We start from the raw sequence: 24,727 nt of genomic DNA, 5'->3' as shown, positions 1-24,727 counted from the left end.
ACTTATATTATGTATCGCTGCTTTCAAATCATATTCTTCACATCAGGGAAGCAGTGCGTCTGAAGACCAGACAAGCTCCCTTGCGGCCGTCCATACAAAAGGACAAACGCGCAAACCTGCCCGCGCTACATACTGCACGGTAGCGAGACTGGAACGCCGCCCCCCTGCCTTACAATATCGCGATAACCACTGACTGGAAGAAACTATTGAGCCGCTGAGCGGGAATAAGGCTCATATACGCATAGGATCGCAGCATTGCCTGGAGAACAATTCGGCATCGATTTGTTTCTTTACATGCGTCTTGCTAGAAGTATAAATGCCCGCCCCTATCGGTTCCTAGGGACAATCTATTCAAATAATGCCGGGGTTCTTTTGTGCAAGTTGCACATTTCTATCCATTTATAGAGGCTTTTTTGGAAAATTGTGCCCGAATTTAAGACTTCTTTAAGACTTTTACGGCGTTTTTTGAGGCAATTTTACGGCGAACCACCGATTTATGTACAAAATAACCAGTTTATCGTAGATAGAATCCACTCATGGCAGATAAATAACCGCCTGACCATATGGCAAAATACACAAAACGCCACCACCTCCCGGTAAAAAAGGATTAGCTACGCTATGGCTAAAGTAGCCATATGGCATCCGGCGCGCTATTGACGCCACATGCATCAGTTTCTATACTTCAAGCGAGAGACACATTATCACCGGCGCAGATGCCGGGGGCACCCTCAACCTGGGCCTGCCCGGTATCTTCAACTTTAAAGCATGTAAGAAGAAACATGACCGCGGTACGTGCGGGGCTTGCCCCCGCTTCCTTGCTCGCCAAAAGGAAAAGTACCCCCAAAGCGATCAAGGACGGTTGAATGCGATGCATCACATCATGCTTGTTGCTTATGCGAGCGGCAAGGAAGGAAGCGGGGGCAAGCCCCGCATGTACTGTGGTCTTTTCTCGTTTTGCACGATCTTAAATGGGACGTATTGGGGCTTGCCGCAGCTTGAAGCTCTCCGCAGGACCGACGACCGATCAGGCAGGGAAGGAGATCTGATGAGCCAGCTGTTGCCATTGCCGTGGTTTTTGAGGCGTCAACGGCGTGCCTGGCAAGGGTTTGTGCGCGAGAGCTTGCTGGCGGTGGCGAGCATCGCGCTGACCACGTTGCTCATCGCCCTCTGCCGGCTGCCGCAACACCTGCCGGATACGCTGCTGCTCTATCTGCTGGTCATCCTGGTGCTGGCTGCCTTCCAGAGCTTCTACGCGGCCTGCCTGGCCTCGCTGCTGGCTTTCCTGGCCTTTGACCTCTTCTTCGTGCCGCCGCTCTATAGCTTCCAGGCCTCGAAGTTTGAGGATATTCTGAGCCTGCTGGTCTTCCTGATCAGTGCCCTGCTAACCAGCTATCTGGCCTCGGCGCTACATAGGCAAATTGAACATTCTCAACAGAGGGAACGCGAGGCGCGCCTGCTCTATCAATTGGCCCAGGCCTCGCATCGGCAGGAGACGCTGGAGAAGCAGCTCACCCTGTTCGCGTGCTATCTGGCGGAAGTCTTTCAGCCGCTGGGCCTGCTGCACTGCACGTTTCTGCTGCCCGATGCGCGACAGCAATTGGTTACCGTACCGGCGCAGGACCACCAGCAGACCGTGACGCTGCCCGACGAGGAGCTGGCGCTGACCTGGGTAAGGGAGCAGGGACGCAGCCTGGCGCTGCACGAACCGATCCACCAGCTGCCGGTCCCGCGCACGCTGCCGCTGCTGGCGCGCATCTTCGGTGAGGAGCCGCGCCCCATCCGCGGCTGCATCCAGCTGATCCCGCTGCTGGTCGATCAACAGGTGCGAGCCATCCTGCGCCTGCATGTGCTGATCGATGGTCGGGAGAGGCAGCAGCCGTTCTGGCTAGAGGTCGGACACTCAACCTCGGCCTCCCACCTTTTTTTCGCCACCCTGCTTGAGCATGCCAGCACCAGTATCCAGCAGGAACAGGAGCGCCAGGAGCGCATGCAGCTTCAGATCTATCAGCAGACCGAGAAGCTGCGTTCGGCCCTGGTGACATCGGTCTCGCATGATCTGCGCAGGCCACTGACGACGATTAAGGCCGCGGCCAGCAGCCTGCGCCAGCAGCGAAGGATGACGGACCAGGATCTGGCGCCGGGTGGTTTGATCAGCGCGATCGAGCAGGAGAGCGACTGGCTGGATGGGCTGATCGAGAATCTGCTGGACATGTCGCGCATCGAGTCGGGGGTGCTGCGTCCACAGAAGAGCTGGTACGCCATCGACATGCTGCTGCGGGATGTGCTAGAGCGGCTGCGACCAGCCATGGGGGCGCGCCCGCTCCAGCTGACGATCCCGCCTGACCTGCCGCCGGTTGAGATCGATGTCGTGCTGATCGAGCAGGTGCTGAGCAACCTGCTCAATAACGCGTTTAGCTACACGCCCACCGGCTCGCCGCTCGCCATCGAGCTCTGTAGCGCGGCGGGCACGCTCGACGTGCGCATCCTGGATCGAGGACCCGGAATTCCGGCCGCCGAGCGCGAGCGGATCTTTGAAAAATTCTACCGTCTGCCAGCTCCAGACACGGATCAAGCGCAGCCCGGCGGGATGGGGCTGGGACTGGCCATCTGCCGTGGCATCGTCGAGGCCCACACCGGCCAGCTGCGCGTCGAGTCCCGACCTGGCGGCGGCGCCATCTTCGCATTCACCCTACCGTTGTCCCATGCTGAAGGAGAAATGACCGATGAGCAGGAAGATACGCATTTTGATCGCTGAGGATGAGCCGGCCATTACCCGCATCCTGCAGAGGAACCTGGTGGCGCAAAAATATGAAGTGCTGACCACCAGCGATGGGGCGACGGCGCTGAGCATCGTAGAGCAGAAACATCCCGACCTGCTGCTGCTGGATCTCGGCCTGCCGGGGATGAATGGCCTGGACGTATGCAAGAACCTGCGCGCGCGCTCGCAACTGCCCCTGATCATCGTCATCTCGGTGCGCAGCAAAGAGCAGGAGAAGGTGCGCGCCCTGGACCTGGGCGCCGACGACTATATCGCCAAGCCCTTCGGCATCGAAGAGGTCATGGCCCGTGTGCGCGTGGCCCTGCGCCACAGCGCGGCCATCAACCCCATCAGCGATACCGCCATCTTCGAGATCGGTCCCCTGCGCGTCGATACGGCGCGGCACCATGTCCAGCTCAAGGCACAGGACGTCAAGCTCACGCCCACCGAATACAAGCTGCTCGTGTTCTTCCTGCGCAACCAGGACAAGATCCTGACCCAGCAGATGCTGCTGCAGCACATCTGGGGCAACGAGGAGGCGGCGCAGGCCAGCTACCTGCACGTCTACATCGCCCACCTGCGCCGCAAGCTCGAACCCGACACGACCGGTCCCCGCTTCTTCCATACCCTCTCGGGCGTCGGCTATCGCTTCCACAGCACGCTGGAGGCCGCGCCGCTGTGATCAGCGTTCACCACCGGGAGGAGGCCCACGGGCCAGCGGCCAGCATCCATCATTAATACCCGCTTGCATCCTATCAGCCATCTTCATCTGGCATGAGGAGAAGATGCTACTGCTGAGGCTTAGCCCGTTTGTAAGGCCGGACTCTGAATTGCTGTGATTTCAGTACGTAAAAAGTAAAACGATTAAAAATATATCTAATAGTTATCTATACTTAATCTCAACTGAGGACAAATACGTACTTATTATGCTATATTTTTAAGGGAATATTTTTTTCGGAGGAGAGCATGAACAGCGACCAACACAGTCACAGCCCCCCTGAAGAAGACTATACGAATAGCGGGCGACTCCGGCGGCGCGCGCGGCGCTGGTGGCGCCACCCTCTTGTGGGCTATATGATGGCCTTCCCGCTGGTAGCGCTGGCACTGATCGTCCCAACGATCGAGGCATTCTGGCATATCAATAACTATTTCATCGGGGCGCTGTGCTTTGTTGCCACCGCCATCGTGGGCCTGCTGTGGGGCGTAGGGCCGGCACTATTTACTATCATCTTGAGCGTGCTCGCCTTAGATTTCTTTATTATCCCCCCGATTTATAACTTCACCTTCTACCGGCCGGCCAATTTTATCTCGCTCCTCCCTTTTATCATTGCGCAGCTCTTCATCCTCTTTCTGATCGTGCTGCGCGAGCGTGATCACCAGCGTATCCAGGCGGCGGAAAAGGAGGCACGCAAGCGCGCACGCGAGTTGGCGATCAACAACCAGGCCCTGCAGGAGAGCAATGCCAAGCTGGAGCGCATGGATCAGCTAAAGGATCTGTTTATCTCGCAGGCATCGCACGAGCTGAAGACGCCGATTACGACCATCCGTGGACAGGTGCAAATCGCTCGGCGCCGCCTCGCCACACAGCAAACGTTACCCGAGCCACTGGCGCCTCTGCCGGGGCAATTAGAGAAGGTGGAGGCGCAGACCAGCCGGCTGCACGCGCTGGTCGACGATCTGCTGGACCTGAGCAGCTTCCAATCAAAGCAGCTCCCGCTGCGCCTCTCCCTCTGCGACCTCAATCGCCTCTGCCAAAATGTGGCGGAGGATCAGATCGCCCTTTCGGGCTGCCGTATCGAGATGGACCTGCCTCCATCGCCGCTGCTGCTGCAGGCTGATTGTGAGCGACTCTCACAGGTTCTGACCAACCTGCTCACCAATGCCATCAAGTACTCTCCGTCCGAGGCGGGCATCTGCCTATGTCTAAGACAAGAGCAGGCACAGGTGCTGCTGGAAGTACACAACACCGGCTCACACATCCCTCAGGAACAACAGGAGCATATCTTCGAGCCCTTCTACCGCGCCCCCGGCGCGCAGGCTTCCTCGAAAAAAGGCTGGGGATTGGGCCTGGCGATCAGCAAGGAGATCGTGGAGCGCCACGGTGGCAGGCTGTGGGTGGAATCCTCAGAGGAGAAGGGAACAACCTTCTTTGTTAGCCTTCCCTCTCCTTCTACCGCGACAGAAACTGTTGGCTAGCCACACAATACGAGAAGCAGTTTTTTTGCAACTATAAAAAAAATACCCTCATCCATCGTTATTTAATAGAGAGGAGGATATATGGTATCATATAATATTGAGAACATTATATCTTTCTATTCGCGTCCAGACAGAGCGTTTTTATTTCGACAAGAAATGGATTTTTATGTCTTCGCCACTCCTGCGCTGCCCGCGCTGCGGTCAGGTCGATGCCGTACAGAAGGTCAGCGCGATAAGCGCCGGTAACCAGGCGTATGCACTGTATACGAAAAGTGGTCGCGTCTTACCTAGCAACGAAGGGATGCCCTTCGCGAGCAGCCGCAGCCCCTACCAGACGCCCCTGAGCGAGCGCCTGGCGTTCCCTGAACATCGCCATGGCTGTTCGCTGGCGCTCCTGATCACCTTCGCCGCCATCCTGACGCCAGCCAGCGCCGTCCTGACCTGGATAAACTATAGCACGGCCAGCGGCGATCCATCATCGGCCAATCAGACGACGCTGCTGCTAACCTTCGTCCTGACCCTTATGTGCATTGGGGCCGCGCTTATCTGCTTGCTAATGCGTACGCGCCAGAAGCGGCTGGACAAACCCAGACACGAGCGCGCGCTGGCTATCTGGAATACCCTCTACTACTGTCACCGCGACGACTGCGTCTTCGTGGCCGACAACCCCCTGCAGATCGCCAATTCCAGAACGATGCACACATTGATCGGCTATTAAGCGAGACCAGCCGCGTCGCAGCGACAGGTTGCCCACCCGCGCCCACCCACATGACCCAGCCACCGCCGATCATTCAGATGTCACAGCAGGCCCCAATATGAAACCAAATACCGAAAATCTCCATATTCTTAAATACGGGGGCCCGTAGGTTCGGGCCTTGCGCCCGATTTTTGCTCACCCATTCAATTATGTGCCAAAAACACATTTTTAGGGGCATTGACATGCGCGAGGGGGAAAATCGGGCACAAGGCCCGAACCTACGATGGACGTGCAACCGGGGTGCATGCGTCCCGGTTGCACCAACAAAAAACCAGGGCGGCCGCGCACGCGGACGCCCGTGTGGGGGCGATCAAGTACACCAATAAGATAAGAAAGAAAACCTCTCTTATTTCTATAAAACTTTAAAGCAGGTACGTATGCATATAACAATTATCGCGATTGGTTCGCGAGGAGACGTTCAACCATATATGGCGCTGAGTCAGGGGCTGCTCAGGGCGGGACACCAGGTGCGCCTGGCGACCCACTCCACCTTCGAGAAGTTGATCGCCAGCTATGGTCTCGATTTCTATCCTATCGATGACGAGCCACGCGAGCTGTTTGAAGGCGACGAAGGGACGCGACTGCTGAACGCCCAGTCCAACGCCCTCCTGTTCGCCTATCGCCTGCGCCAGTATCTCACCCCACGCATGGATCTCTATATGCAACGCAGCCTGCAGGCCTGCCAGGACGCCGACGTGATCTTCTCCAGCTACATGAGCTTCCTGATCGCCTACTCGGTGGCCGAGAAGCTGCAGCGGCGCATAGTAGCGACCTTCTTGCAGCCATCTCTGCTGCCGACCCAGGAGTTCGCCGAGCCAACCTCGCCCTGGCTCCCGCAATGGCCCGAGCACATCAGAAAGACCTTCAACGAGCAGTCGCACCTGGCGGCCGGCAAATTCTTCTGGTACCTGTTCAGTCCAGCCATCAACAGCGGTCGCCAGCGGCTCTACCAGTTGCCGCCGCTGCCAAAAGAATCGCTCTACGCCACGCTGCCCGAGCACGTCGACCTGATCCTGCTGGGCTACAGCCCACTGCTACTGCCCAAAGCGCAGGACTGGTCAGAGAAGATACAGGTCACGGGCTTCTGGACGCTGGAGGCGGTCCCCGGCTGGCAGCCGGAGCCGGGACTGGTCGAGTTCCTGCAGGCCGGTCCCCCACCGGTCTACATCGGCTTCGGCAGCATGAACAGTCAGCGACCGAGCAGAACGCTGGAGCTATCTATCAAAGCCCTGGAGCAAGCGGGACAGCGCGGCATCATCCTGACCAACCGCGAGACGCTGGGCGAGCAACGCCTCACCCGCGACATCTACATCACCAACGGCGTTCCCCACGACTGGCTCTTCCCGCGGATGAGCCTGATCGTCCACCACGGAGGAGCCGGCACGGTCGCCGCCAGCCTGCGCGCCGGCGTCCCTTCGCTCACCGTCTACCACATCTCCGATCAACGTTTCTGGGGCAACCTCGTCGCCCGCGCCGGCGCCGGACTCCCACCGATGAGTCGCCGCTGGCTCACCTCCCTGCGGCTAGCCCGCGCCATCCAGAGCGCCCAGGCCGATCCCAGCCTGCGCCAGCGCGCCCGCGCCCTCGGCGACCAGCTGCGCCAGGAACGCGGCACCGACCAGGCCATCCACGCCCTCCAACACCACCTCATGCCGCTCCAAACGCAACGCACAACCCCACCAATAACGCAACGGTAGGCGCCGGGCTTGCCTCCAATACGTTCAACTTTAGCGCGGGCAACAAGAGAAAAGGCCACAGTACGTGCGGGGCTTGCCCCCGCTTTGGTCCTTCCCGCTCGATCAAGCAACAAGAAAATACCGCAGTACGTGCGGGGCTTGCCCCCGCTTGCTTCCTCGCCGCTCGAAAAAGCAACGAGCATGATGCGATGCATCGCATGCAACCGTACCTGGTCGCTTTCAAGGAACTTTTCCTTTTGGGGAGCAAGCAAAGCGGGGGCAAGCCCCGCACGTACTGCGGTATTTTCTCGTTTTGCATGATACTACATTGAAGGTATTGGAGGGGTGCCTCGACTGGCGGCCCTCCATGCGCCCACGTGATTCCTCCTCTCCCTCACCCATGAATGACGAAGGTAGGTGAAACCACCTTCTGAAAACCCACGCCGTATTGAGGCCGAGGCGCATCGCTGTAGTCCGTGGTGAGACGATAGACCCCCGGCTGCCAGCTGGTAGCGCTCTGCTGCCAGCCAAAGGCATTCTGGGGGCGCAAAACCTCATAGGTAGTTCCATGAGCCTGTAGCATCGTGGTGGGATGAGGCAGGGTACAATGCCCGACCGGGGTCCAGACGCCGTTAACCTGCATCTCTAGTTGGACCTGCATGGCACAGCTCGTTCTGGGCACGCCCAAAGAAACCACATAGGGAAAATCGCTGCGGATGGTCACCTTGATCGTATCGGTCCTTCCATAGCTCGTCTTGTCCACGGACACATGAACGGTACTGCCGGGAGCCGCCGTTGGCCTCGGCGTCGGCGTCGGCTGCGGGCCCGCCAGCCGCAAGTATTCCGCGTACGAGATCGCCGTCACCCGCAGCGATGCGGGCTTACCGGCATAATCCACGCGCACATAGAGAGGCGTAGCACCCTTTGGATGAGACGACAGCGTAAAACCCAAAAAATCCAACAGCTGATCATCGGCAGGAGCGTTCTTATCCTGAGGATAAGAATTCAGCGTTGGATAGACCTGGCTAATCTCAGGAAAGGATTTCGGATCTATCGCAAACCCACCTCTAGACCTGAGCGTTCCATCAGACTGGTCAGCAGACGCTGGCAATGCAGTTAGCTGGTCTATGATAGTCAGACGCCAGGGAATGTTCTGGTCGGGGAACTGCCCCTGCAGAGTGATCGATTGCCCAACGCGATTTGGAAGCTTTACATACAGAACCCCCAGCGTAAAATCACCCACACTGCCCAGCGTGCGCGTACTAGCAGCAATCGTGATAGTTTTTCCCGGCTGCTTTGGCAGGCTTGAGGTGACCTTCACCTGCGGCTCTATGCCGGGCTGAGAGGTACGGAAGGCGTAAATGAAAGCCCAATTGAGCTCATTCACAATAGAACCATACTTCAACGCGAACACATCCTGTCCGTGCCGCGCCACCATCTGATCCGGATGAGAGTACCAATAATCTGCCGGCGGCTGTGACATTACCCTCGGAGAGGTACTTGTTGAGATGGATTGGCTGATGATGGGAAGACACAAAACACCCAGCACCCCGACACAGATGGCCGCCGCGACGAGTGCCAGCATTCCTGGCCAGCGCCTGCAACTTCTTCTCGCCTGCCGCGCCGCCTCAGGATGATACAGGCCCAACTGCCCGCTTGTTAAAAGGATGGGAGGCGCTGCCTGCTCCTGATCCTCGTGAGCCAATCGATCAAGCACGCTGTCGGCCAGAGTGGAGGTGCCCCGTCTATATTCCGGCGCTCCATCACCGTATGCGGGCCATGTCGCCGTCTCGCTCTCTCCCGCAGGCATCCTGAGCAGGCTATGCAGGCGGGTAATCGTGTTGAATGCCTGCTGGCACTGCTGACATGAAGTCAGATGGTGCTCCACCTGCGTCCGTTCGGCTTCCGCAAGTTCGGTCGTCGCATAGGCATCGAGCAGCGCCATGACGGCTCGATGCTCATCGGAGGCCGGTATTGATGAATCTATTCGGTCGTCATTGTGGTTCATAACAACGCTTTCCTCTCGGCCATTCTGGTATAGCTGGAACGCAAGGCGGCCAGTCCACGGGCAATCCTCTTACGGATGGCTTCTTCGCTGGCATGAAACTTGTGGGCGATCTCGCTGTAGCGCTCGTCGAAGGCGAAGCGCAGGACAATGCACATGGCATCCTCCTCCGACAGGCTGCCCAGCGCTTCCCGCAACAGCTCCCTTACCAGATAGCGCTCTTCAGGGGTGGCGTCATCGGTCCCGGAACCCACAGGAACCTGGGACAGGGAAGCCTGCTGATGAGCCCGCTTCTTAAGGGAGTTCAACGCCTTGTTGGTAGCGATACGATAGAGCCAGGGAGCAAGCGGATGGAGATCGGCGTTGCCCCATTCATCGCCCGCAGCGGTGGCGCGCGATCCCTTCCCATCCTTCGTCGAGCGGTCCTGGGGTGGCTTCCAGCGCGGCAGAGCGTAATAGGCGGCGATAAAGGTCTCCTGCGCCACGTCATGCGCGCCCTCCCAATCGCGCAGCATCGAATAGATATAAGTCAACAACGGACGCTCATAGACCAGGATAAGCGCGCCAAAGGCATCCTGGTCTCCATCCAGCGTTCGCCGTACCAAAGCTAACTCATCAGCATTCAATGGCATCGATCTATGTCCATTTCTACCGCCATCCTTTTCAAAAATAAGATGTATCTGTACAGGGCACCCTTCTATCCATAACAACCACCGGAAAGGGCAAAAGCGGACACATAGGAATTTTCGTGTTCTGCCAACACTTTTTATCCCATTTTATCTTCTTCAATATCATGAGGTTGCCTTGCCACACGCTCCAAAATGGAGCGGATGCGGCGATAGGTCGCCAGTTCGGAGTGGTAGAAGTCGAGGTGACCCTCCTCGATCATTTTCTGGAAGGCGGGACTGTCGACGGCGCGCTCGATGATGGTGTCGTACATGCGCTGCAGACGCGGCCCGACCATCTCCAGTACCGGAAGCACGTCGATGCCGTAGCTGGCGCAGAAGAGACGCAGGCGCCGCCCTTGCCGCTCAGGATCGGCCAGGCCCAGCCGTTGCAGATCAGCATCAGCGCTATGCACCAGCGGGACAAAGCAGTAGGCGGCATAGGCCAGGTCCCAGGTGCGCGGCCCCGGACCAGCTTCGTCAAAGTCGATCAGGGCGTGGGGATGGTCGTGGAGATAGACCATATTGTAGGGGGCGATATCGTTGTGGCAGATAATCTCGTGGGCGGCCGCGTCGGGGAATGCCTGCTTCCAGCGAGCGTCGGGCGGCGGCACAAAGTCGCTCACCGCGTCATGATAGCGGCGCACGAATTGGGCCACCTCCACCATCGTCTCCTGCGACCACCAGGCATCGCGCAGCGGATAGTGTCCCATCTCCCCTTCGATATAGGACAGGATCTCGCGTCCCTGCTGATCGACGCCCAGAAAGCGCGGCGCACCCGTGAAGCCCCGCGCCTCCAGGTGCCGCAGCAGCGCCTGCACCGCCGGACTCCAGGGTCCCTGCGCGCGCCGCGTCGTCTGCCCAACGCGCACTACGCCATCGGAAACATTACCACCTGCCAGAGGAATCTCAGACTCGTACATCACAACTCATTCCTTCCATATCTCTCATTGATGTATCTTTCTCTTCCTTTAAACGTGCTAAGTGCGTAAAGCTTGATGAAATAGCAGTATCGTGTGAAGGCCAGCACCCTATCAGCTTTCCCTGGCAAAGGGCCGTCAAAAGCGCATATACATCTATGTTCATTTATTTTTCTATCTACTTATACATTATGAGGGAAATTCATTGGAGACGACAACTACAAAAGTATTGCACGATGAGCGTGGAGAACCTGTAGACAGAGAGATCTTGAAGAGCGCCCGGTCACCGCTCAAAAACCAGAGACCGCTCAATTATGCGACCGGGACCCTGTTCGGCGTGTTTCTGCTCTTCCTGTTTATCGTGATCAAGGACGCCTGGCTCAGTGACGACGCCTACATCTCGCTGCGTACCGTCGATAACCTGCTCCACGGCTATGGTCTGACCTGGAACATCGATGAACGCGTCCAGACCTATACGCATCCGCTGTGGTTCTTTCTGCTTGCCGGCGCCAACCTGCTGGAGCGCAACGTATATTTCTCGACCCTGATCCTTTCGCTGACCGTCACCGTGGCGGCCGTGCTGCTGCTGGTCTTTCGCCTGGCCCCTTCGCTGAAGATGGCCCTGGTGGCCCTGGCCGCCATGACCGCCTCCAAAGCCTTCATCGATTACTCGACCAGCGGGCTGGAAAATCCGCTGACCCACCTGCTGATCGTCGTGTTCGCCCTGCTCTATTTCCGACACCACGACACGAAGCGCTACGTGCTCTGGATGTCGCTGCTGGGCTGCGCCATGATCCTCAACCGCATGGATACGGTCCTGCTCTTCCTTCCAACGCTGGCCTGGACCTTCTGGCAGCACCGCTCGTGGCGGACGCTGCGGGCGATGGTCCTCTCGTTTATCCCCTTCCTGCTCTGGGAGGTGTTCTCCCTGTTCTACTACGGCTTCCTGTTTCCCAATACCGCCTACGCCAAACTCAACACAGGCGTGCCAGGCAATGAGCTGTTCGCCCAGGGCGTAGGTTACCTGGTCAGTTCCTTCACCTTTGACCCGGTGCTCTTCCTGGTCATCGCCGCCGGTATCCTGTTCGTGCTCGTCCGGCGGGACTGGAAAAGCCTGCCGCTGCTGTTGGGGATGCTGCTCTACCTGGTCTACACCGTCAAGGTCGGGGGCGACTTTATGGCCGGGCGCTTCCTGACGCCGCCGATGCTGATCGCCATCATCCTGCTCATGCGCAACCTGCCAGAAAACACCGTCTTCGTGAGCGCAACGATCTCCGTCCTGCTGCTGATCGGCGTCCTGGTGCCCAACTCGCGCATCTACGCCGTCAACGTGGACACCATCCACGGGGATCTGATCGATGCTCGTGGGGTGGCCGACGAACGGCTCTGGTACCTCGATCACACCGGACTGCTGAACTACACGCGCACCGATGACCTCTCGAACCCTCCATCGACGTACGCCAACGTACACGCGCTGCCAGACAAGGTCGATGAGCTCCTGGCCGTCGGCCGCTTCGGTTACAAGTACGGACCCAAAGAGCACGTGCTCGATACCGTCGGCCTGGGCGATCCGCTGCTGGCGCGGCTCCCGGCCATACAGCAGCACTGGCGAATCGGACACTTTCTGCGCGCGATCCCCGATGGCTATGTGCAAACGCTGCAGACCGGTCAGAACCATATTACAGATAAGAATCTCGCCGAGTACTATACCCACCTGCATAACGTGACCAGTGGGAAGCTCTTCAGCTGGTCACGCCTGGCCGATATCTGGAACCTCAACATCGGCACCTATAATCATCTCCTGCCACAGGCCAAACCACAATAAACGCGTTTCTTGCTTCCCGCGTAGAAGCGCCTCCTCTATCGGGCATTGCGTCCGATAGGGGAGGCGCTTCTATATGTCCAGGGTAGCGTGGCGACCGCTCCTACCGCTGGTCAACAGGCCAACCTCACCAAGACCATCGACGCCACGCTCATCGTTCTAAAAGCCGGTGGCAGCAACTACAAGGAAGATCCCTCAGCCCCCAAAGCGGTACAGGTCGGTGGGGATACCTGGCAGCAGAAAGCAGCCACCATGGACCTGGAAAAAACGCCGGTGAAGATCTATGTGTTAGCCGTCCAGCGCGGTAAAGTCGTCTATCTGATGGACTACATCATCGGCAAAGCCACCGCCGACAAAGACACCAAACAATATGTCCAGCCCGTCCTGGATTCCTTCAAATTCCTATCATAAACGCTCCTTCTACCATACAAAGAGAGGAGAGAAGCTGCGCTACCTCATCGTGGCACAGCTTCTCTCCTCTCTTTCATACATGCTTATGCTTCTGTGCCCGTTTCTTTGCCTTATAAGCCACGGGATTATTGCGGATATAGGTCGCCTGATTCTTAAAATCGATATCATTGCGAATAACATGATCATAAAAGCTTGACTGCCAGATTTTACCGGGATATTTATGACCGGTTTCATACAAGTAATAAAGCCATGCATTGGCAACAAGCGACTTATAGCCTCCCATGATCCGGGAGACGCTGTATTCATGCGCGAAACCATCTTTAAGAATCAGAATACCATGCAAATGATTATGCATCACCACAAACGTCCCGGCCACAATACCAGGATAATGCTGCGGCAGCTGAGCCCACTCCTTATAGAGGATGGAACGCAATGCCGGGAGGGTGAAAAGGTTTTTACGCTGTTTGGTACAAATGGTAATCGCGTAAGATCCTGGCTGCTTATAATTATACGACTCCAGGCGCATACGCTTGCGCCGCTTTTTTTGTGAAGAGTCCATTGCATTTCCCCTTTCCACGTAACACATAATGACGCTTCCACCATTTAAATGCCACACCATCACCAAAAAGCGGAAAGGCAAACACAAACGCCCTCCCCCCAACGTGAACCGCCGTGTAGGGTCGACCTTCAACGGTCGACCGGGCCGCGAGCGCCAGCGACAGCGGCCCACGTACCCGGCCGGTTCGGCTTCCCATAGAGAACATCTCGCCCCACGTGGTACCCCAGGAGGAACGTTCGCATTTGGGTTCGTGTGCGGAACGTTCCTCCTGGGGTACCACGTTTCCCAACGTGTATACTACGAGAAGCGGTATCGTGGTGATACGTGGGCCGCAATCGCTGGCGCTCGCGGCCCGGTCGACCGTTGAAGGCATCTGTTGATACTAAATCACGATGAAGGTGAAAAAACGAGGCACAAAGTCGGGTCGATCCGAACGTGACTGATGGATACGATGGGCGTAGCGTGGCGTGCGGATGGTCGGCAGATCAGGTGGGGCCGGGGCGTAGGACCGAAGCAGCGCTGGGACGACTGGCTCAATGCGCCGCGAGGGCCGGATCAAGCCCTGGCGCCGACCCACCTCGAGCAGTCGCTGGATCAGGGGCTGCCCATCCGATCGCGTAGGCGCCTGAGCAAGCAAGGTGGCAAGCACGGGCAAGGACACGTCGAAGAGGGGGACCTGGGCGGCGAAGGCCACCTGAGCATGGAGCGCATGGAGCACCTGAGCCAGGATGAAGGCGGCGAAGAGCTGCTGAAGCACCAGGAGGGGATCGCAGGACCACCACACGCGAATGCCCAGCGTGCATTTGAGCGCTTTGAAGGCCAGCTCGATCTCCCAGCGCCGCGCGTAGAGGCGAGCGGCCTCGCTCATGCTCAAGCGATCGGGTTCGCAGATGTTGGTCAGATACTGGTACAGCTTGCCGTGATGCTCAAACTGGATCAGGCGCACCCGGTGGGCACAGCGATCGGCGCGGTAGGCTCCCAGCCAGATGAGGGCGTCTAGCGTGGTGCCGTGTTGCACAAAGACGTGCAGGATCTGGTAGGAGGTTTTCTCCCGCATCCGCGAGAGCCAGAAAAAGCCCTGGTCCGTCAGCCAGTCAAACCAGGGAAAGCTGAAGTAGCCCAGGTCGGCCAGCAGCAGGCTGCCAGCGGGCAACCCGCGCACCACGTCCTGGACGAGGAGTTTTTCATTGGCAAAGACGTCCTCACGAAAGAGGATACGGACCCATTGCTGGCGGCGGACATCAAAGAGGGCGGCCAGTCTGCCGACCAGCAGGCGTGGACTGTCCACGGCTTCATCGCGCACATCCTGCATGCGCCGCTGGACAGCATCGAGCGTCGTTTGATCAAGAGCGAAGATATGGGAAACCCAGGGAAGCAGATCGCACTGGGCTACCGCCTGGGTTTGGGCATGCAAGCCGGTGCTCACGCGCAGCAAGGAGGCGCTGCCAGACGTCGAGGGAGGTGTGCAACAGGCGTTTGCGGATGGCGTCACGAGTATGGGGCAAGAGAGGAAAGTGGCCGACTCCCGACCAGGTGATCAGGCGCCAGACGCAGGCATAGCTCTTCAAGCCGCGCAGCAGCGCCAGCAGGACCGCCAGACACAGATGCTCGGGGGAGAGCACCGCGGGTCGTCCACGAGGGCGGCTCACTGCAGCAGCAGGGGGATCAGGAGGGGCGATGATGCGTTGCAAGCAGTCAACCATCTGTTGTGAGAGCGAATCGGCATTCGCCTCTTCTGGCTGAGATGCGGTATGATAAGGCATACGAGGAAGATCCTTTCGAAAACGTGTGAAGACAATTTCTTTGGATTTTCCTCGATGTTTGCCACGCTGGCAAGTCTCCCCCCAATCCAGAGACCTTTTGGCTATTTAGTATCAACAGATGCCGTTGAAGGTCGACCCTACACGGCGGTTCATGTTGGGGGGAGCGGTTCACGTTGGGGGGGCATTGCAGGGCAACGTGTCAATTCGCCAATAAATACAACCAGCGATGACTTATGGCTTCTGCATGCGCAGGCGCGCCAGGCGTTCGTTGTCCTGCTTGAGGCGCGCTTCGGCCCTGGCGAGCAGTTCCGGGATGCGCTCCTGTGGCCAGATGACGACGCCGTCGTCGTCGGCAATGACCAGGTCGCCATCTCGAATCACTTTGCCGCCGATCGAGACCGTGCCGCCAACGATGGCGGGCCCGTTTTTCTTGGGCGCCGTGGGCGTGACGCCGCGACACCAGACCGCGAAGCCCATCTCACGAATCTCGCGGGAGTCGCGTACCAGCCCATCAGTGACCAGTCCGGCGATGCCACCATTCTGCATCTCCAGCGCCATCAGGCCGCCAATCGTCGCGGTACGTGACGTGCTGGCGCCGGCTACCACCAGGACCGTTCCCGGCGCCGGGAGGTTCGCCAGCACCTCGCGCACGGACAGGTTATCGTCCTGACTCATCAAAGCCACGTAGGCGGGACCCACCATCAGCGAGTCCGGCCGCAGGGGGAGTATGTCGTGGGGGAGGACGCCTTCACCTTCACTGGCGTCCGAGGCAAGCGTCGCGTTAAGCCACTCGGGCATCTTTTCCATCAATCTTTGCCCCTACCTTTCATAAATTACCTGATCATTATATCTTCCATCTCATCGTATGCGCCAGTTTGTCGCCCGGCAAGCCGGGCACCTACGGATACGTTGCGGCTGCGTTACTTTTGGTTGGGCTTCTCGTACTATACTGTAGAGGTAGAAATTCTTTGTATTTCTTTAAACTTCTTCATGAAAAGGCGTCTCATTAATACAAGTATTTTTTTGACATCCGGCATAGCGAGTATTTATACTATTTTTTCCTCTCTGTAGTCATATACAAATAGCATGCTCAAAGACGATGCCTGAGAATTGTAGCCGGGCAGGGAGAGCGATGATGCAGCATATTCTCGTCATTGACAACTCGCGGGAGATCCTGGATCTGTTCCGTGACATCCTTGAAGCCGAGGGATACGAGGTCTCCCTCACCGAAAGCGTCCCCACCAGCGTGCGTGATCTCGATCCACCCCATCCCGACCTCGTGATCCTGGATTGCCAGTTCGGGAAACAGCAGGAGGCACGGCAGTTCGTGCAGAGCATGGAAAATTGCCGTGCGACGGCGTCGATCCCTCTTATTTTATGTTCCACGGACCTGCAGGCTGTGGATAACCTGGAAGACTATGTGGAACGCCAACATATCCCTGTCGTGTACAAACCCTTTGATATTGATGAGCTAGCCCGGACGGTCCATCAAACAATCACGCCACGCTTCACATCCTGTGGACCATAACAAACGTTGTTCATCAACTGATAAAGCGCTCATATCTCAGAACAGCACAAAGCGCGACAGCGCTGAATCGTCTTTTCCCACTGGCGGTAGTACAGGTTCCTTTCAACCTTGAACCAGGTGCGATGAGCATCGTCTGCTTCCCAATTGCCGGTAATCACATAAACAAATGTATGGTCTTCTACAACCAGCATGTTCCACCCCTGATCGAGCTTATCATAGGGGATAGCGGGATCACCATGGGGAATGACAAAATCAGGTTGGCTGAGCTCTTGAGCGCTATCAAAAAGGAGGGTCGCCAGAAAGCCACGAGAAGGACTGAAGCGCATTGCATCGTATCTTCTCCTCCAGCACATCTAAACGATAGGATCATAATATGCTCAGCAAAATTGTACATCATTGCTCAGTTTCTGTACAAGGTGCGCATCGATATGGTATAGTTGCTTGTATGAGCAATCAAAAACATCAGACGACGTCGCGGGACGCTCAGGAGACGCGGGCGCGCATCATCGCCGCCGCCTATCAGGTGCTGGCGCAAAAAGGCTACGAGGCAACCACGCTGAGGGAGATTTCAAAGGCCGCCGAGGCAGCTCCGGGACTGGTACACTACTACTTCGGGGGCAAGGATCAGCTGCTGGTGGAAGTGCTCAAGGCCGTCAGTGAGCGTTATACACGGGTGCCCGAGCAGCCGCCGCAATCAGCACTCTCCGACGAGCAGGATTGGCTCCAGGCGGCCCTGCAGTTGCCAATCGACAGGATCATAGATGAGCCGGAATGGTTTCGCCTGCGGCACGAACTGTTCGCGCTGGGATTGCACAACGCGTTGATGGCGCCAAAGGTGCGCGATCTGCTGGCGGAGGGTCGCACGGAGATCGCGGACTCGATCAGGCAGATGCCTGGCGAGACGACGGTTGAGCCCGAGAAGCTGGCGACGCTACTGCTGGCCTTCTTCGATGGCCTGGCGCTGCAGAAGATCATGGACCCCGATCTCGATCTCGGCGGCTTCGCTGAGATGCTGGCTACCGTCCTGCGCGCCTTCACCAGGCAGGAACACTAATTTTTTTGTTCTTTATTGCTTGCTTGAGCAATTAATTAAAGGGGAGAGACAATGCAGATTACGATTATTGCCGGGGGAAGTCGTGGCGATGTTCAGCCATATGTGGCCCTGGGCGCGGGACTCAAGGAGGCCAGGCATGCGGTGCGCCTCCTGACGTCCGACGATTTTCACGGCCTGATCACAGATTATGGGCTGGACTTTTTTTCGACGGGTGGGAGCGCCGAGGCAGTGGCACGCGAGATGCAGGGGCTGGCTGAGCAAGGGCACATGCTCAAGGTGCTGAGGCGAATGGGGCAGGCTTCGCGCCAGCAGGCCATACAGGCCGCCCGGCAGGGCTTGCTGGTCTGTGAGGGCTCCGACCTCATCCTGGGCGGACTGGGTGGCCTGTATAGCGGACTGGCCCTGTCGGAGAAGCTGGGTATCCCCTTCATCCCGGCTTACCTGGTCCCGTTTACGCCGACCAGCGCCTTTCCCGCCACGCTGACGCCGCTGCCACAGACGGCGGCGACCAGCTGGCTCAATCGGCCCTCCCATCATCTGACGCAGCAGATGATGTGGCAATCGTTCCGCACGGCGGACCGCATGGCCCGTGAACAGGTCCTGCATCTGCCAGCCGCCCCGTGCTGGGGACCCTTCGCGACGCTGGAGCGGCGGAAGCGTCCCACCCTCTACGGCTACAGTCAACAGGTCGTGCCGCGTCCCGAGGACTGGGATACCTCGCAGCACGTTACCGGCTACTGGTTCCTGGAGCCTCCCGCTGGATGGGAGCCGCCCACAGAGCTGCTGAACTTCCTGCAGGCGGGACCACCACCGGTCTACGTCGGCTTCGGCAGCATGAGCAGCCGCCGACCAGAGGAGAGTGCCGACATAGTGCTGCAGGTCCTGGAGCGGACGGGGCGGCGCGGCGTGCTCTACGCGGGCTGGGGTGGCCTGAGCAAAGAACAGCTGCCATCGCATGTGCACATGACCGACTCGGTCCCCCACAGCTGGCTCTTCCCGCGCATGGCCGCGGTCGTCCATCACGGCGGCGTCGGCACAACCGCGGCGGGCCTGGCGGCCGGCATCCCCTCGATCGTCGTCCCATTCTTCGCCGACCAGCCCTTCTGGGGAAGGCGCGTCCACCAACTGGGTGTGGGACCCCGCCCCATCGCGCGCCGCCGCCTGAGCGTCGACAACCTCACCCGAGCGCTTGAACAGGCACTCTCCGACCAGACGATGCGCGAAAAAGCGGCCGAGCTGGGCGAGCGCATCCGCACCGAAGACGGCATCGCCCACGCCATCTCCATCATCGAAACACAATTCGCTCCATAGAAAGGCGCTTCTAGCGTCTGCGGTTTTTTGGCGTCAAGCGGAAGGCACAGCAGAAAGTATGACACTGTACACCAAATGGCAGGGATGAACGTCTTAGATAAGAGGACTATTTGACAGCAAGGAGCCATAATGGACGATACGCACGCGCTCTCTAATGGGGATGCATCGCAGAACATCCCTTCCCTGCGAGAAATGTTGAAGGTGCAAGGAACGCACTTCATGGCTATTCTGGAGCATATGAGTGATGGGTTGAGTGTACTGGATAGAGAGTGGCGCTACCTCTATGTCAATCACCGCATCGAGGAGATGGCAGGCAAAAAGCGGAGTGAACTACTGGGTAAGAATCACTGGGAGCTATATCCAGAGGCGGTCGATACCATCTTTGACCACAAGCTGCACCAGGCCATGGAGCAGCAGATCTCACTGGTCTTTGAAGCACTCTATCCCCACAGCAATCGCTGGTATCTGACGCGCGTCTCTCCGGCCCCTGGCGGTCTGGTGATCTCCTATCAGGAGACAACAGCCCAGAAGCAGAGAGAGAAGGAGCTCCTCTTTCAGGCGCAGATCACCTACAGCATGTCCGATGCCCTTATCGTGAGCGATATGCACTATATCATTCGCAGCTGGAATCCGGCCGCCGAACACATATACGGCTGGAAGGCGGACGAGGTTATCGGGAAAAACGCGCTAGAGATACTGACGGGCTCCTTTCAAACCGGTAGCAGAGAAACCTTTTTACACGAAATGGCAACCAGAGATCACTGGGAAGGCGAAGTGCTGCAGCAGCACCGGGATGGCAGCCAGCGCCTGATCCTGGCCTCAGTCTCTACAGTGAAGGATCACAACGGGGTGGTGCTGGGAATGGTCGCGGCCAACCGCGACATCACCGAAATCAGGCGCATCGATCTGGAAAACCTGCGCCTGCTGGAAGAGATACAGATAGAATGGGCACACCTACGGGCGGTCCTGGATCAGATGCCTTCGGGCGTCATCATTGCCGAAGCCCCCACAGGGCAACTGCTCATGGGCAATCGGCAGATGGAACAGCTCCTGCGTCATCCCTTTCTCGCCTCAGCCAGCATTGAAGGCTATACGAAATACCAGGGATTTCATCCCGATGGACGACCATACCAGGCTGAGGAGTGGCCAATGGCGCGCTCCCTGCGTACAGGCGAGGTCGTATCCGCTGAAGAAATTGTGTATCAGCGGGGCGATGGAACGCGTGGGGTAATGCAGGTGAGCTCAGCCCCCGTGCGCGACGAGCAGGGAGAGATCGTCAGCGCGGTGGTCATCTTCGCCGACATCACCGAGCAGAAAGCCGTGGAGCAACGCAAGGACGAGTTTATCGGTATGGCGAGCCATGAGCTGCGCACGCCCCTGACCTCGCTCAAGGCACAGACGCAGCTCTTACGACGAACGGCCCGCAAGAAGAATCTGCCCGAGGTGCAGGCCCCGCTGGCAAAGATAGAGGGGCAGATCAATCGGCTGGAGCGGCTGATTACAGAGTTGCTCGATGTCGCAAAGATCCAGACGGGGCGCCTCGAGTCCCACAACGAGCTGCTGTCCATCGATCCCTTCGTCCACGAGATGGCGGAGAATTTTCAGGAGATCACCCCTACGCATCGCATTATCGTCAGTGGCAGCACCAACCGGCAGATGACGGGAGATCGGCAGCGGCTGGAACAGGTGCTAATAAACCTGCTGAGCAACGCGGTCAAATACTCCCCGCAGGCCGATCGCGTTGAGATCCAGCTCTCAACCGAGGGGGCAGACGCCCTCATCCAGATCCACGATCACGGTGATGGGATCTCTCACGAGCATGTCCGTCACATCTTTGAACGCTTCTATCGCGTCACCACCTCCCAGAACGATGGCATCTCCGGTCTCGGCATCGGACTCTACATCGCCGATAACATCGTCAAGCAGCATGGTGGCATGATCCGCGTCGCAAGCATATCAGAAGAGGGATCAACCTTCACGATCTCTCTCCCCACCACCACACAGTAACTTCCTCTGAGAACGGCATTGCCGGTGCCATGTCCATCATCGAACAGAGCGCCCACGCCTGATCCCACCGCAATGCGCATGGGAGGCGGTATCAGCGGGCCAGCCGGTGATCAATGAGAACCTCGTCGATCATATGGCGAGCGGTGGCCGCGAAGACCGGGTTGGTCGTCTGGTAGTAGGGCAAGGCGATCAGTCCGATGGAGAGCGCCCAACCACGGCCGCGCTCCCATGTCGCATCATCGACCGCCAATGCCGCACGGAAGATGTCCCGACTCCGCGCAGAGAGAATCGTCCAGGCCACAACCAGATCGCAGGCGGGATCGCCCACGCCCAGACCTTCAAAGTCGATGATGGCGCTGATACGGCCATCCTGAACCAGCAGATTCCCTGGCAGCAGGTCCCCATGCGTCCAGATGGGCGGACCAGCCCACTGTGACGCCCGCAAGGCTTGCTCCCAGGCCGCGCCTAGCTCCCCGGCATCAAGCATGCCGGACACATCGGCTATGCAGGCACGAACGGTTTCGTCACATGGGGCGAGCGGTCCACCACGTCCGGACCTGGGCGGCTCTGGCGGCGGCCAGCCCTGCGTGTCGATCCGCTGCAGGGCGCTAATAAATTCAGCCATGGCGCGTGCCGCCTGGAGCTCATCGGTGATGGGCTGGTCGGTCGCGTTCTCACCCTCCAACCAGCGATAGACGGACCAGCGCCAGGGATAACCCTCGCCCGGCTCCCCCAACGCAAGCGGTACGGGGATCGCCAGCGGCAGTTGGGGAGCGAGCCGGGGCAGCCAGCGGTGCTCATTGTCCATCTGCCCGGTCGCTCCTACGATGCGCGGCAGCCGCACATACATATCAGGACCCATACGATAGATCGCGTTGTTGGTGCCAGCCGAGCGCACGCGCTCAAGAGGCAGGCTCGCCCAACGTGGAAACTGCGCCGCCAGCAAGCGGCGCACCAGGGCAACATCGATATCCAGTTCGTCGGCATGCATTTTTCCAGAGGCCTGTCCCTCAGCCATATATATTTACCTCTTCTTGACATCCTCCCCACGGCTCAAGCCGGGGGATTCCCACAATCACTTGCGGGGTTTCCTGCTTCGCTGAGACTTGCCGGGGTTGGTTTTCACCGCCCCCGGTCTGACGGCCTCTCCACAGGCATTGAGGACCGTGAGCCCCACGGACCTTATATTTTTTGCCGCATTCATATCTCGCTCATGATGCACGTCACATTCTGGACACGTCCACTGGCGTACGTCGAGCGTGAGGGATGCGAAGATATATCCACAATCGAAACATCGCTTACTGGAGGGATACCACTTATCAATGGTCACCAGATTTCGACCGTACCAGTCTGCTTTGTATGCGAGCAGGGACACAAATTGACTCCACCCCACATCCGAGATGGCTTTGCTTAACGAACGATTCTTGACCATATTCTTCACCTGAAGGCTCTCCACACAGATCGTTTGGTTTTCACGGATCAGCCGTGTGGAGAGCTTGTGAAGAAAGTCAGAACGTCGGTCAGCAATCCGGGCGTGGATGCTGGCCACCGTGCGCCGTGCCTTCTCTCGATTCTTCGAGCCCTTTTGTTTCTTGGCGAGTCGCCGTTGGGCCTTTGCCAGTTTCTCCTCATCTTGCTGAAAGAAGCGGGGATTGCCCACCATCTCACCATCAGAGAGCGCCACGAACGATTTCAAACCCAAGTCGGCGCCGATGGTGGTGTCACAGGGGATCAGATGAGCAATGTCCTCCTGCACCAGCAGGCTCACGAAATAGCGGTCTGCGGCGTCTTTGCTGACGGTGACACTGGATGGAACAACCCCTTCTGGCAATGAGCGTGACCACACAATAGCGAGTGGCTCTTGCATCTTCGCCAGCGTGAGAACCCCATGGCGAAAGGTGAAGGCGCTCGATGTGTAGGTCGCCGATTGTTTCTTCCGTTTCTTTTTAAAGGTCGGATACTTGCCGCGACCCTCAAAGAAATTGATGAATGCCTTGTCGAGGTGGCGCAATGCCTGTTGGACGGGAACACTGGATACCTCATTCAGCCAGCGATAGTCCTCCTGTTTTTTGAGCTCAGTGAGCATCGAAGAAAGGTCTTTGTAGTACAGACGCGTGTGTTCTTTGTAAAAGGCATCCGTTTTGAGGCGTAAGGCCCAGTTGTAGGTAAAGCGTACACAGCCAAACGTCCGAGCAAGCATCTGTTTTTGTTCGTCGGTCGGGTAGCATCTGAATTTGTAGGCGCGTTTCTGTGTACTCATGCTTTACATTGTAACCTATACTGTGTAAAAATTCAACAGCACCATCCCCCATCGCGCCACCAAAAGGAACGCGCCTTCTATCCTTATGGCTGAAGCCAGGGGTTTTACGGTGCGCTTTGATAAAGATGTTCTTGTGTCTTGAGCTGTTAGCTCAAAAGCGATTCACGGTTTTCGAGAATATACTTCATGTCCTCTCGATAGCCGTCAGTATGTCGTTCATCGCGGTGACGATTAAATTTTGGGTTCCCACTCTGAATCTGTTGCTCGAGATTAGCGCAGATTGAAGAGAGACGGACAATAAGCAGATCTAACAAATACTCCGGCGACAAACTGGCGCCATATGCTTCAGTGAACATTCGAAAGCGGCGCGCCTGATCAGGGATGGGGTCCCAACCGAATGCCTTCGTAGAGCGAGGGGCCGAGAGTGGAATAAAGCGATGCGCTGCGTAGCACAGGTCCCAGGCGCGGTTGGATGGCCCGGCGAAGTCCCAGTCGATGATAGCCGCGACCTTCGCCCCATTGTACACGACATTGTAGGGACCAAGATCGTTGTGCCCTATACAGTCAATCTCGGCGGGTATCGTGGTGCGGTACTGCCAATTTTCGGGTTCAGGCGCCACGAATCCCGCGGTTGCGTCATGCATCGCTCGAATGACACGGGCCACGTCAATCAGTGACTCATCTGATCGCTGCTGGGCGTTGAGTGGATAGGTACCTGGAGATCCTTCAACAAAGGATAGCGTTTCAATTTTCGCGGCTTCGTCCGAAGCAATGTAGACCGGAGCCTGCGCGAAGCCAACCGCCTCGAAATGGCGAAGTAGAGCATGCACGTTTCGGCTCCATATACCCATCGGCCTGACAACCGTATTTCCACGGCGCAGGGGCGACGAGTAGTATCCGCCTGTCAATTTTTCGTTCATGTATTGTATATCCTTTTCATTTCATCAACTTGCAAGCTTGCTCTTCCTGTTTAGATCGAGGCCAAATATCGAGGACATGCGCGAAAACAACGCAAGCCAGAACACATGCGTTCCC

The 24,727-nt window shown here is 57.8% G+C and carries 22 protein-coding genes; 11 read left to right on the top strand and 11 right to left on the bottom strand.

The annotated features are described in order from the left end of the window. The first annotated feature begins 1,045 nt into the window (after positions 1-1,045). The 5 genes from AABA21_RS36090 (at position 1,046) to AABA21_RS36070 (ending at position 7,408) form a co-directional block, all read left to right on the top strand. Positions 1,046-2,755 (top strand): ATP-binding protein, encoded by a 1,710-nt coding sequence (locus tag AABA21_RS36090; protein ID WP_338257674.1) that lies wholly within the window; start codon positions 1,046-1,048, stop codon positions 2,753-2,755. After that, entirely contained in the window at positions 2,724-3,440 is a 717-nt protein-coding gene (locus AABA21_RS36085; RefSeq protein WP_338257672.1) for a response regulator transcription factor, read from the top strand. The genes AABA21_RS36090 and AABA21_RS36085 overlap by 32 nt, the downstream gene beginning before the upstream one ends. A 284-nt stretch (positions 3,441-3,724) precedes the next feature. Beyond that, complete coding sequence (locus AABA21_RS36080) at positions 3,725-4,954, top strand: sensor histidine kinase (protein WP_338257671.1); 1,230 nt, start codon at positions 3,725-3,727, stop codon at positions 4,952-4,954. A 166-nt stretch (positions 4,955-5,120) separates the two neighbouring features. Continuing rightward, the gene (locus tag AABA21_RS36075; RefSeq protein WP_338257670.1) at positions 5,121-5,672 is read left to right on the top strand and encodes a hypothetical protein; all 552 of its coding nucleotides are present in this window, start codon (positions 5,121-5,123) and stop codon (positions 5,670-5,672) included. A gap of 416 nt (positions 5,673-6,088) precedes the next feature. Further along, a complete protein-coding gene (locus AABA21_RS36070; protein ID WP_338257669.1) occupies positions 6,089-7,408 on the top strand; it encodes a glycosyltransferase in 1,320 nt (439 codons plus the stop codon). A gap of 373 nt (positions 7,409-7,781) precedes the next feature. On the opposite strand, the gene AABA21_RS36065 is transcribed toward AABA21_RS36070, so the two are convergent. From AABA21_RS36065 to AABA21_RS36055, 3 genes are all read right to left on the bottom strand, one after another. Then, a complete protein-coding gene (locus AABA21_RS36065) occupies positions 7,782-9,395 on the bottom strand; it encodes an anti-sigma factor family protein (protein WP_338257668.1) in 1,614 nt (537 codons plus the stop codon). Continuing rightward, a complete protein-coding gene (locus tag AABA21_RS36060; protein ID WP_338257666.1) occupies positions 9,392-10,024 on the bottom strand; it encodes an RNA polymerase sigma factor in 633 nt (210 codons plus the stop codon). The genes AABA21_RS36065 and AABA21_RS36060 overlap by 4 nt, the downstream gene beginning before the upstream one ends. Before the next feature lie 134 nt (positions 10,025-10,158). Beyond that, on the bottom strand, positions 10,159-10,980 hold the full coding sequence (locus AABA21_RS36055; protein ID WP_338258525.1) for a phosphotransferase: 822 nt from the start codon (positions 10,978-10,980) through the stop codon (positions 10,159-10,161). Positions 10,981-11,182: 202 nt separating this feature from the next. Between AABA21_RS36055 and AABA21_RS36050 the strand changes: the two genes are divergently transcribed. Further along, positions 11,183-12,802, top strand: a complete 1,620-nt coding sequence (locus AABA21_RS36050) for a hypothetical protein (protein WP_338257665.1) — start codon at positions 11,183-11,185, stop codon at positions 12,800-12,802. An 87-nt stretch (positions 12,803-12,889) separates the two neighbouring features. After that, positions 12,890-13,210: a hypothetical protein gene (locus tag AABA21_RS36045; protein ID WP_338257664.1), complete on the top strand. Its 321-nt coding sequence runs from the start codon at positions 12,890-12,892 to the stop codon at positions 13,208-13,210. A gap of 73 nt (positions 13,211-13,283) precedes the next feature. On the opposite strand, the gene AABA21_RS36040 is transcribed toward AABA21_RS36045, so the two are convergent. From AABA21_RS36040 to AABA21_RS36025, 4 genes are all read right to left on the bottom strand, one after another. Further along, positions 13,284-13,850 (bottom strand): REP-associated tyrosine transposase, encoded by a 567-nt coding sequence (locus AABA21_RS36040; RefSeq protein ID WP_338257662.1) that lies wholly within the window; start codon positions 13,848-13,850, stop codon positions 13,284-13,286. A 301-nt stretch (positions 13,851-14,151) separates the two neighbouring features. After that, positions 14,152-15,183 (bottom strand): IS4 family transposase, encoded by a 1,032-nt coding sequence (locus tag AABA21_RS36035; RefSeq protein WP_420917106.1) that lies wholly within the window; start codon positions 15,181-15,183, stop codon positions 14,152-14,154. Then, positions 15,113-15,532 (bottom strand): hypothetical protein, encoded by a 420-nt coding sequence (locus AABA21_RS36030; RefSeq protein WP_338249250.1) that lies wholly within the window; start codon positions 15,530-15,532, stop codon positions 15,113-15,115. The genes AABA21_RS36035 and AABA21_RS36030 overlap by 71 nt, the downstream gene beginning before the upstream one ends. 231 nt (positions 15,533-15,763) lie before the next feature. Beyond that, positions 15,764-16,330 carry an RraA family protein gene (locus AABA21_RS36025; RefSeq protein ID WP_338257660.1) on the bottom strand — a complete coding sequence of 189 codons (567 nt, stop codon included), beginning with the start codon at positions 16,328-16,330 and terminating at the stop codon, positions 15,764-15,766. 334 nt (positions 16,331-16,664) lie between these two features. Between AABA21_RS36025 and AABA21_RS36020 the strand changes: the two genes are divergently transcribed. Next, positions 16,665-17,060 carry a response regulator gene (locus AABA21_RS36020; protein WP_338257659.1) on the top strand — a complete coding sequence of 132 codons (396 nt, stop codon included), beginning with the start codon at positions 16,665-16,667 and terminating at the stop codon, positions 17,058-17,060. A 29-nt stretch (positions 17,061-17,089) separates the two neighbouring features. Here AABA21_RS36020 and AABA21_RS36015 read toward each other — a convergent pair whose 3' ends face one another. Further along, complete coding sequence (locus AABA21_RS36015) at positions 17,090-17,386, bottom strand: hypothetical protein (RefSeq protein ID WP_338257658.1); 297 nt, start codon at positions 17,384-17,386, stop codon at positions 17,090-17,092. 119 nt (positions 17,387-17,505) lie between these two features. Here AABA21_RS36015 and AABA21_RS36010 point away from each other — a divergent pair, with 119 nt between their 5' ends. From AABA21_RS36010 to AABA21_RS36000, 3 genes are all read left to right on the top strand, one after another. After that, positions 17,506-18,114: a TetR/AcrR family transcriptional regulator gene (locus AABA21_RS36010; RefSeq protein ID WP_338257657.1), complete on the top strand. Its 609-nt coding sequence runs from the start codon at positions 17,506-17,508 to the stop codon at positions 18,112-18,114. Positions 18,115-18,165: 51 nt separating this feature from the next. Beyond that, positions 18,166-19,425: a glycosyltransferase gene (locus AABA21_RS36005; RefSeq protein ID WP_338257655.1), complete on the top strand. Its 1,260-nt coding sequence runs from the start codon at positions 18,166-18,168 to the stop codon at positions 19,423-19,425. A gap of 129 nt (positions 19,426-19,554) precedes the next feature. Next, entirely contained in the window at positions 19,555-21,432 is a 1,878-nt protein-coding gene (locus AABA21_RS36000) for a PAS domain-containing sensor histidine kinase (RefSeq protein WP_338257654.1), read from the top strand. A 91-nt stretch (positions 21,433-21,523) separates the two neighbouring features. On the opposite strand, the gene AABA21_RS35995 is transcribed toward AABA21_RS36000, so the two are convergent. The 3 genes from AABA21_RS35995 to AABA21_RS35985 form a co-directional block, all read right to left on the bottom strand. After that, positions 21,524-22,450, bottom strand: a complete 927-nt coding sequence (locus tag AABA21_RS35995; RefSeq protein WP_338257652.1) for an aminoglycoside phosphotransferase family protein — start codon at positions 22,448-22,450, stop codon at positions 21,524-21,526. A gap of 57 nt (positions 22,451-22,507) precedes the next feature. Next, on the bottom strand, positions 22,508-23,692 hold the full coding sequence (locus AABA21_RS35990; RefSeq protein WP_338257650.1) for an RNA-guided endonuclease TnpB family protein: 1,185 nt from the start codon (positions 23,690-23,692) through the stop codon (positions 22,508-22,510). A 146-nt stretch (positions 23,693-23,838) separates the two neighbouring features. Then, positions 23,839-24,612 (bottom strand): phosphotransferase, encoded by a 774-nt coding sequence (locus AABA21_RS35985; protein ID WP_338257649.1) that lies wholly within the window; start codon positions 24,610-24,612, stop codon positions 23,839-23,841. Positions 24,613-24,727 lie beyond the last annotated feature (115 nt).

This window comes from Dictyobacter halimunensis (assembly GCF_036245075.1).
The sequence above is the reverse complement of the archived record's forward strand: the minus strand, read 5'-3'. Positions and strand labels throughout refer to the sequence as shown.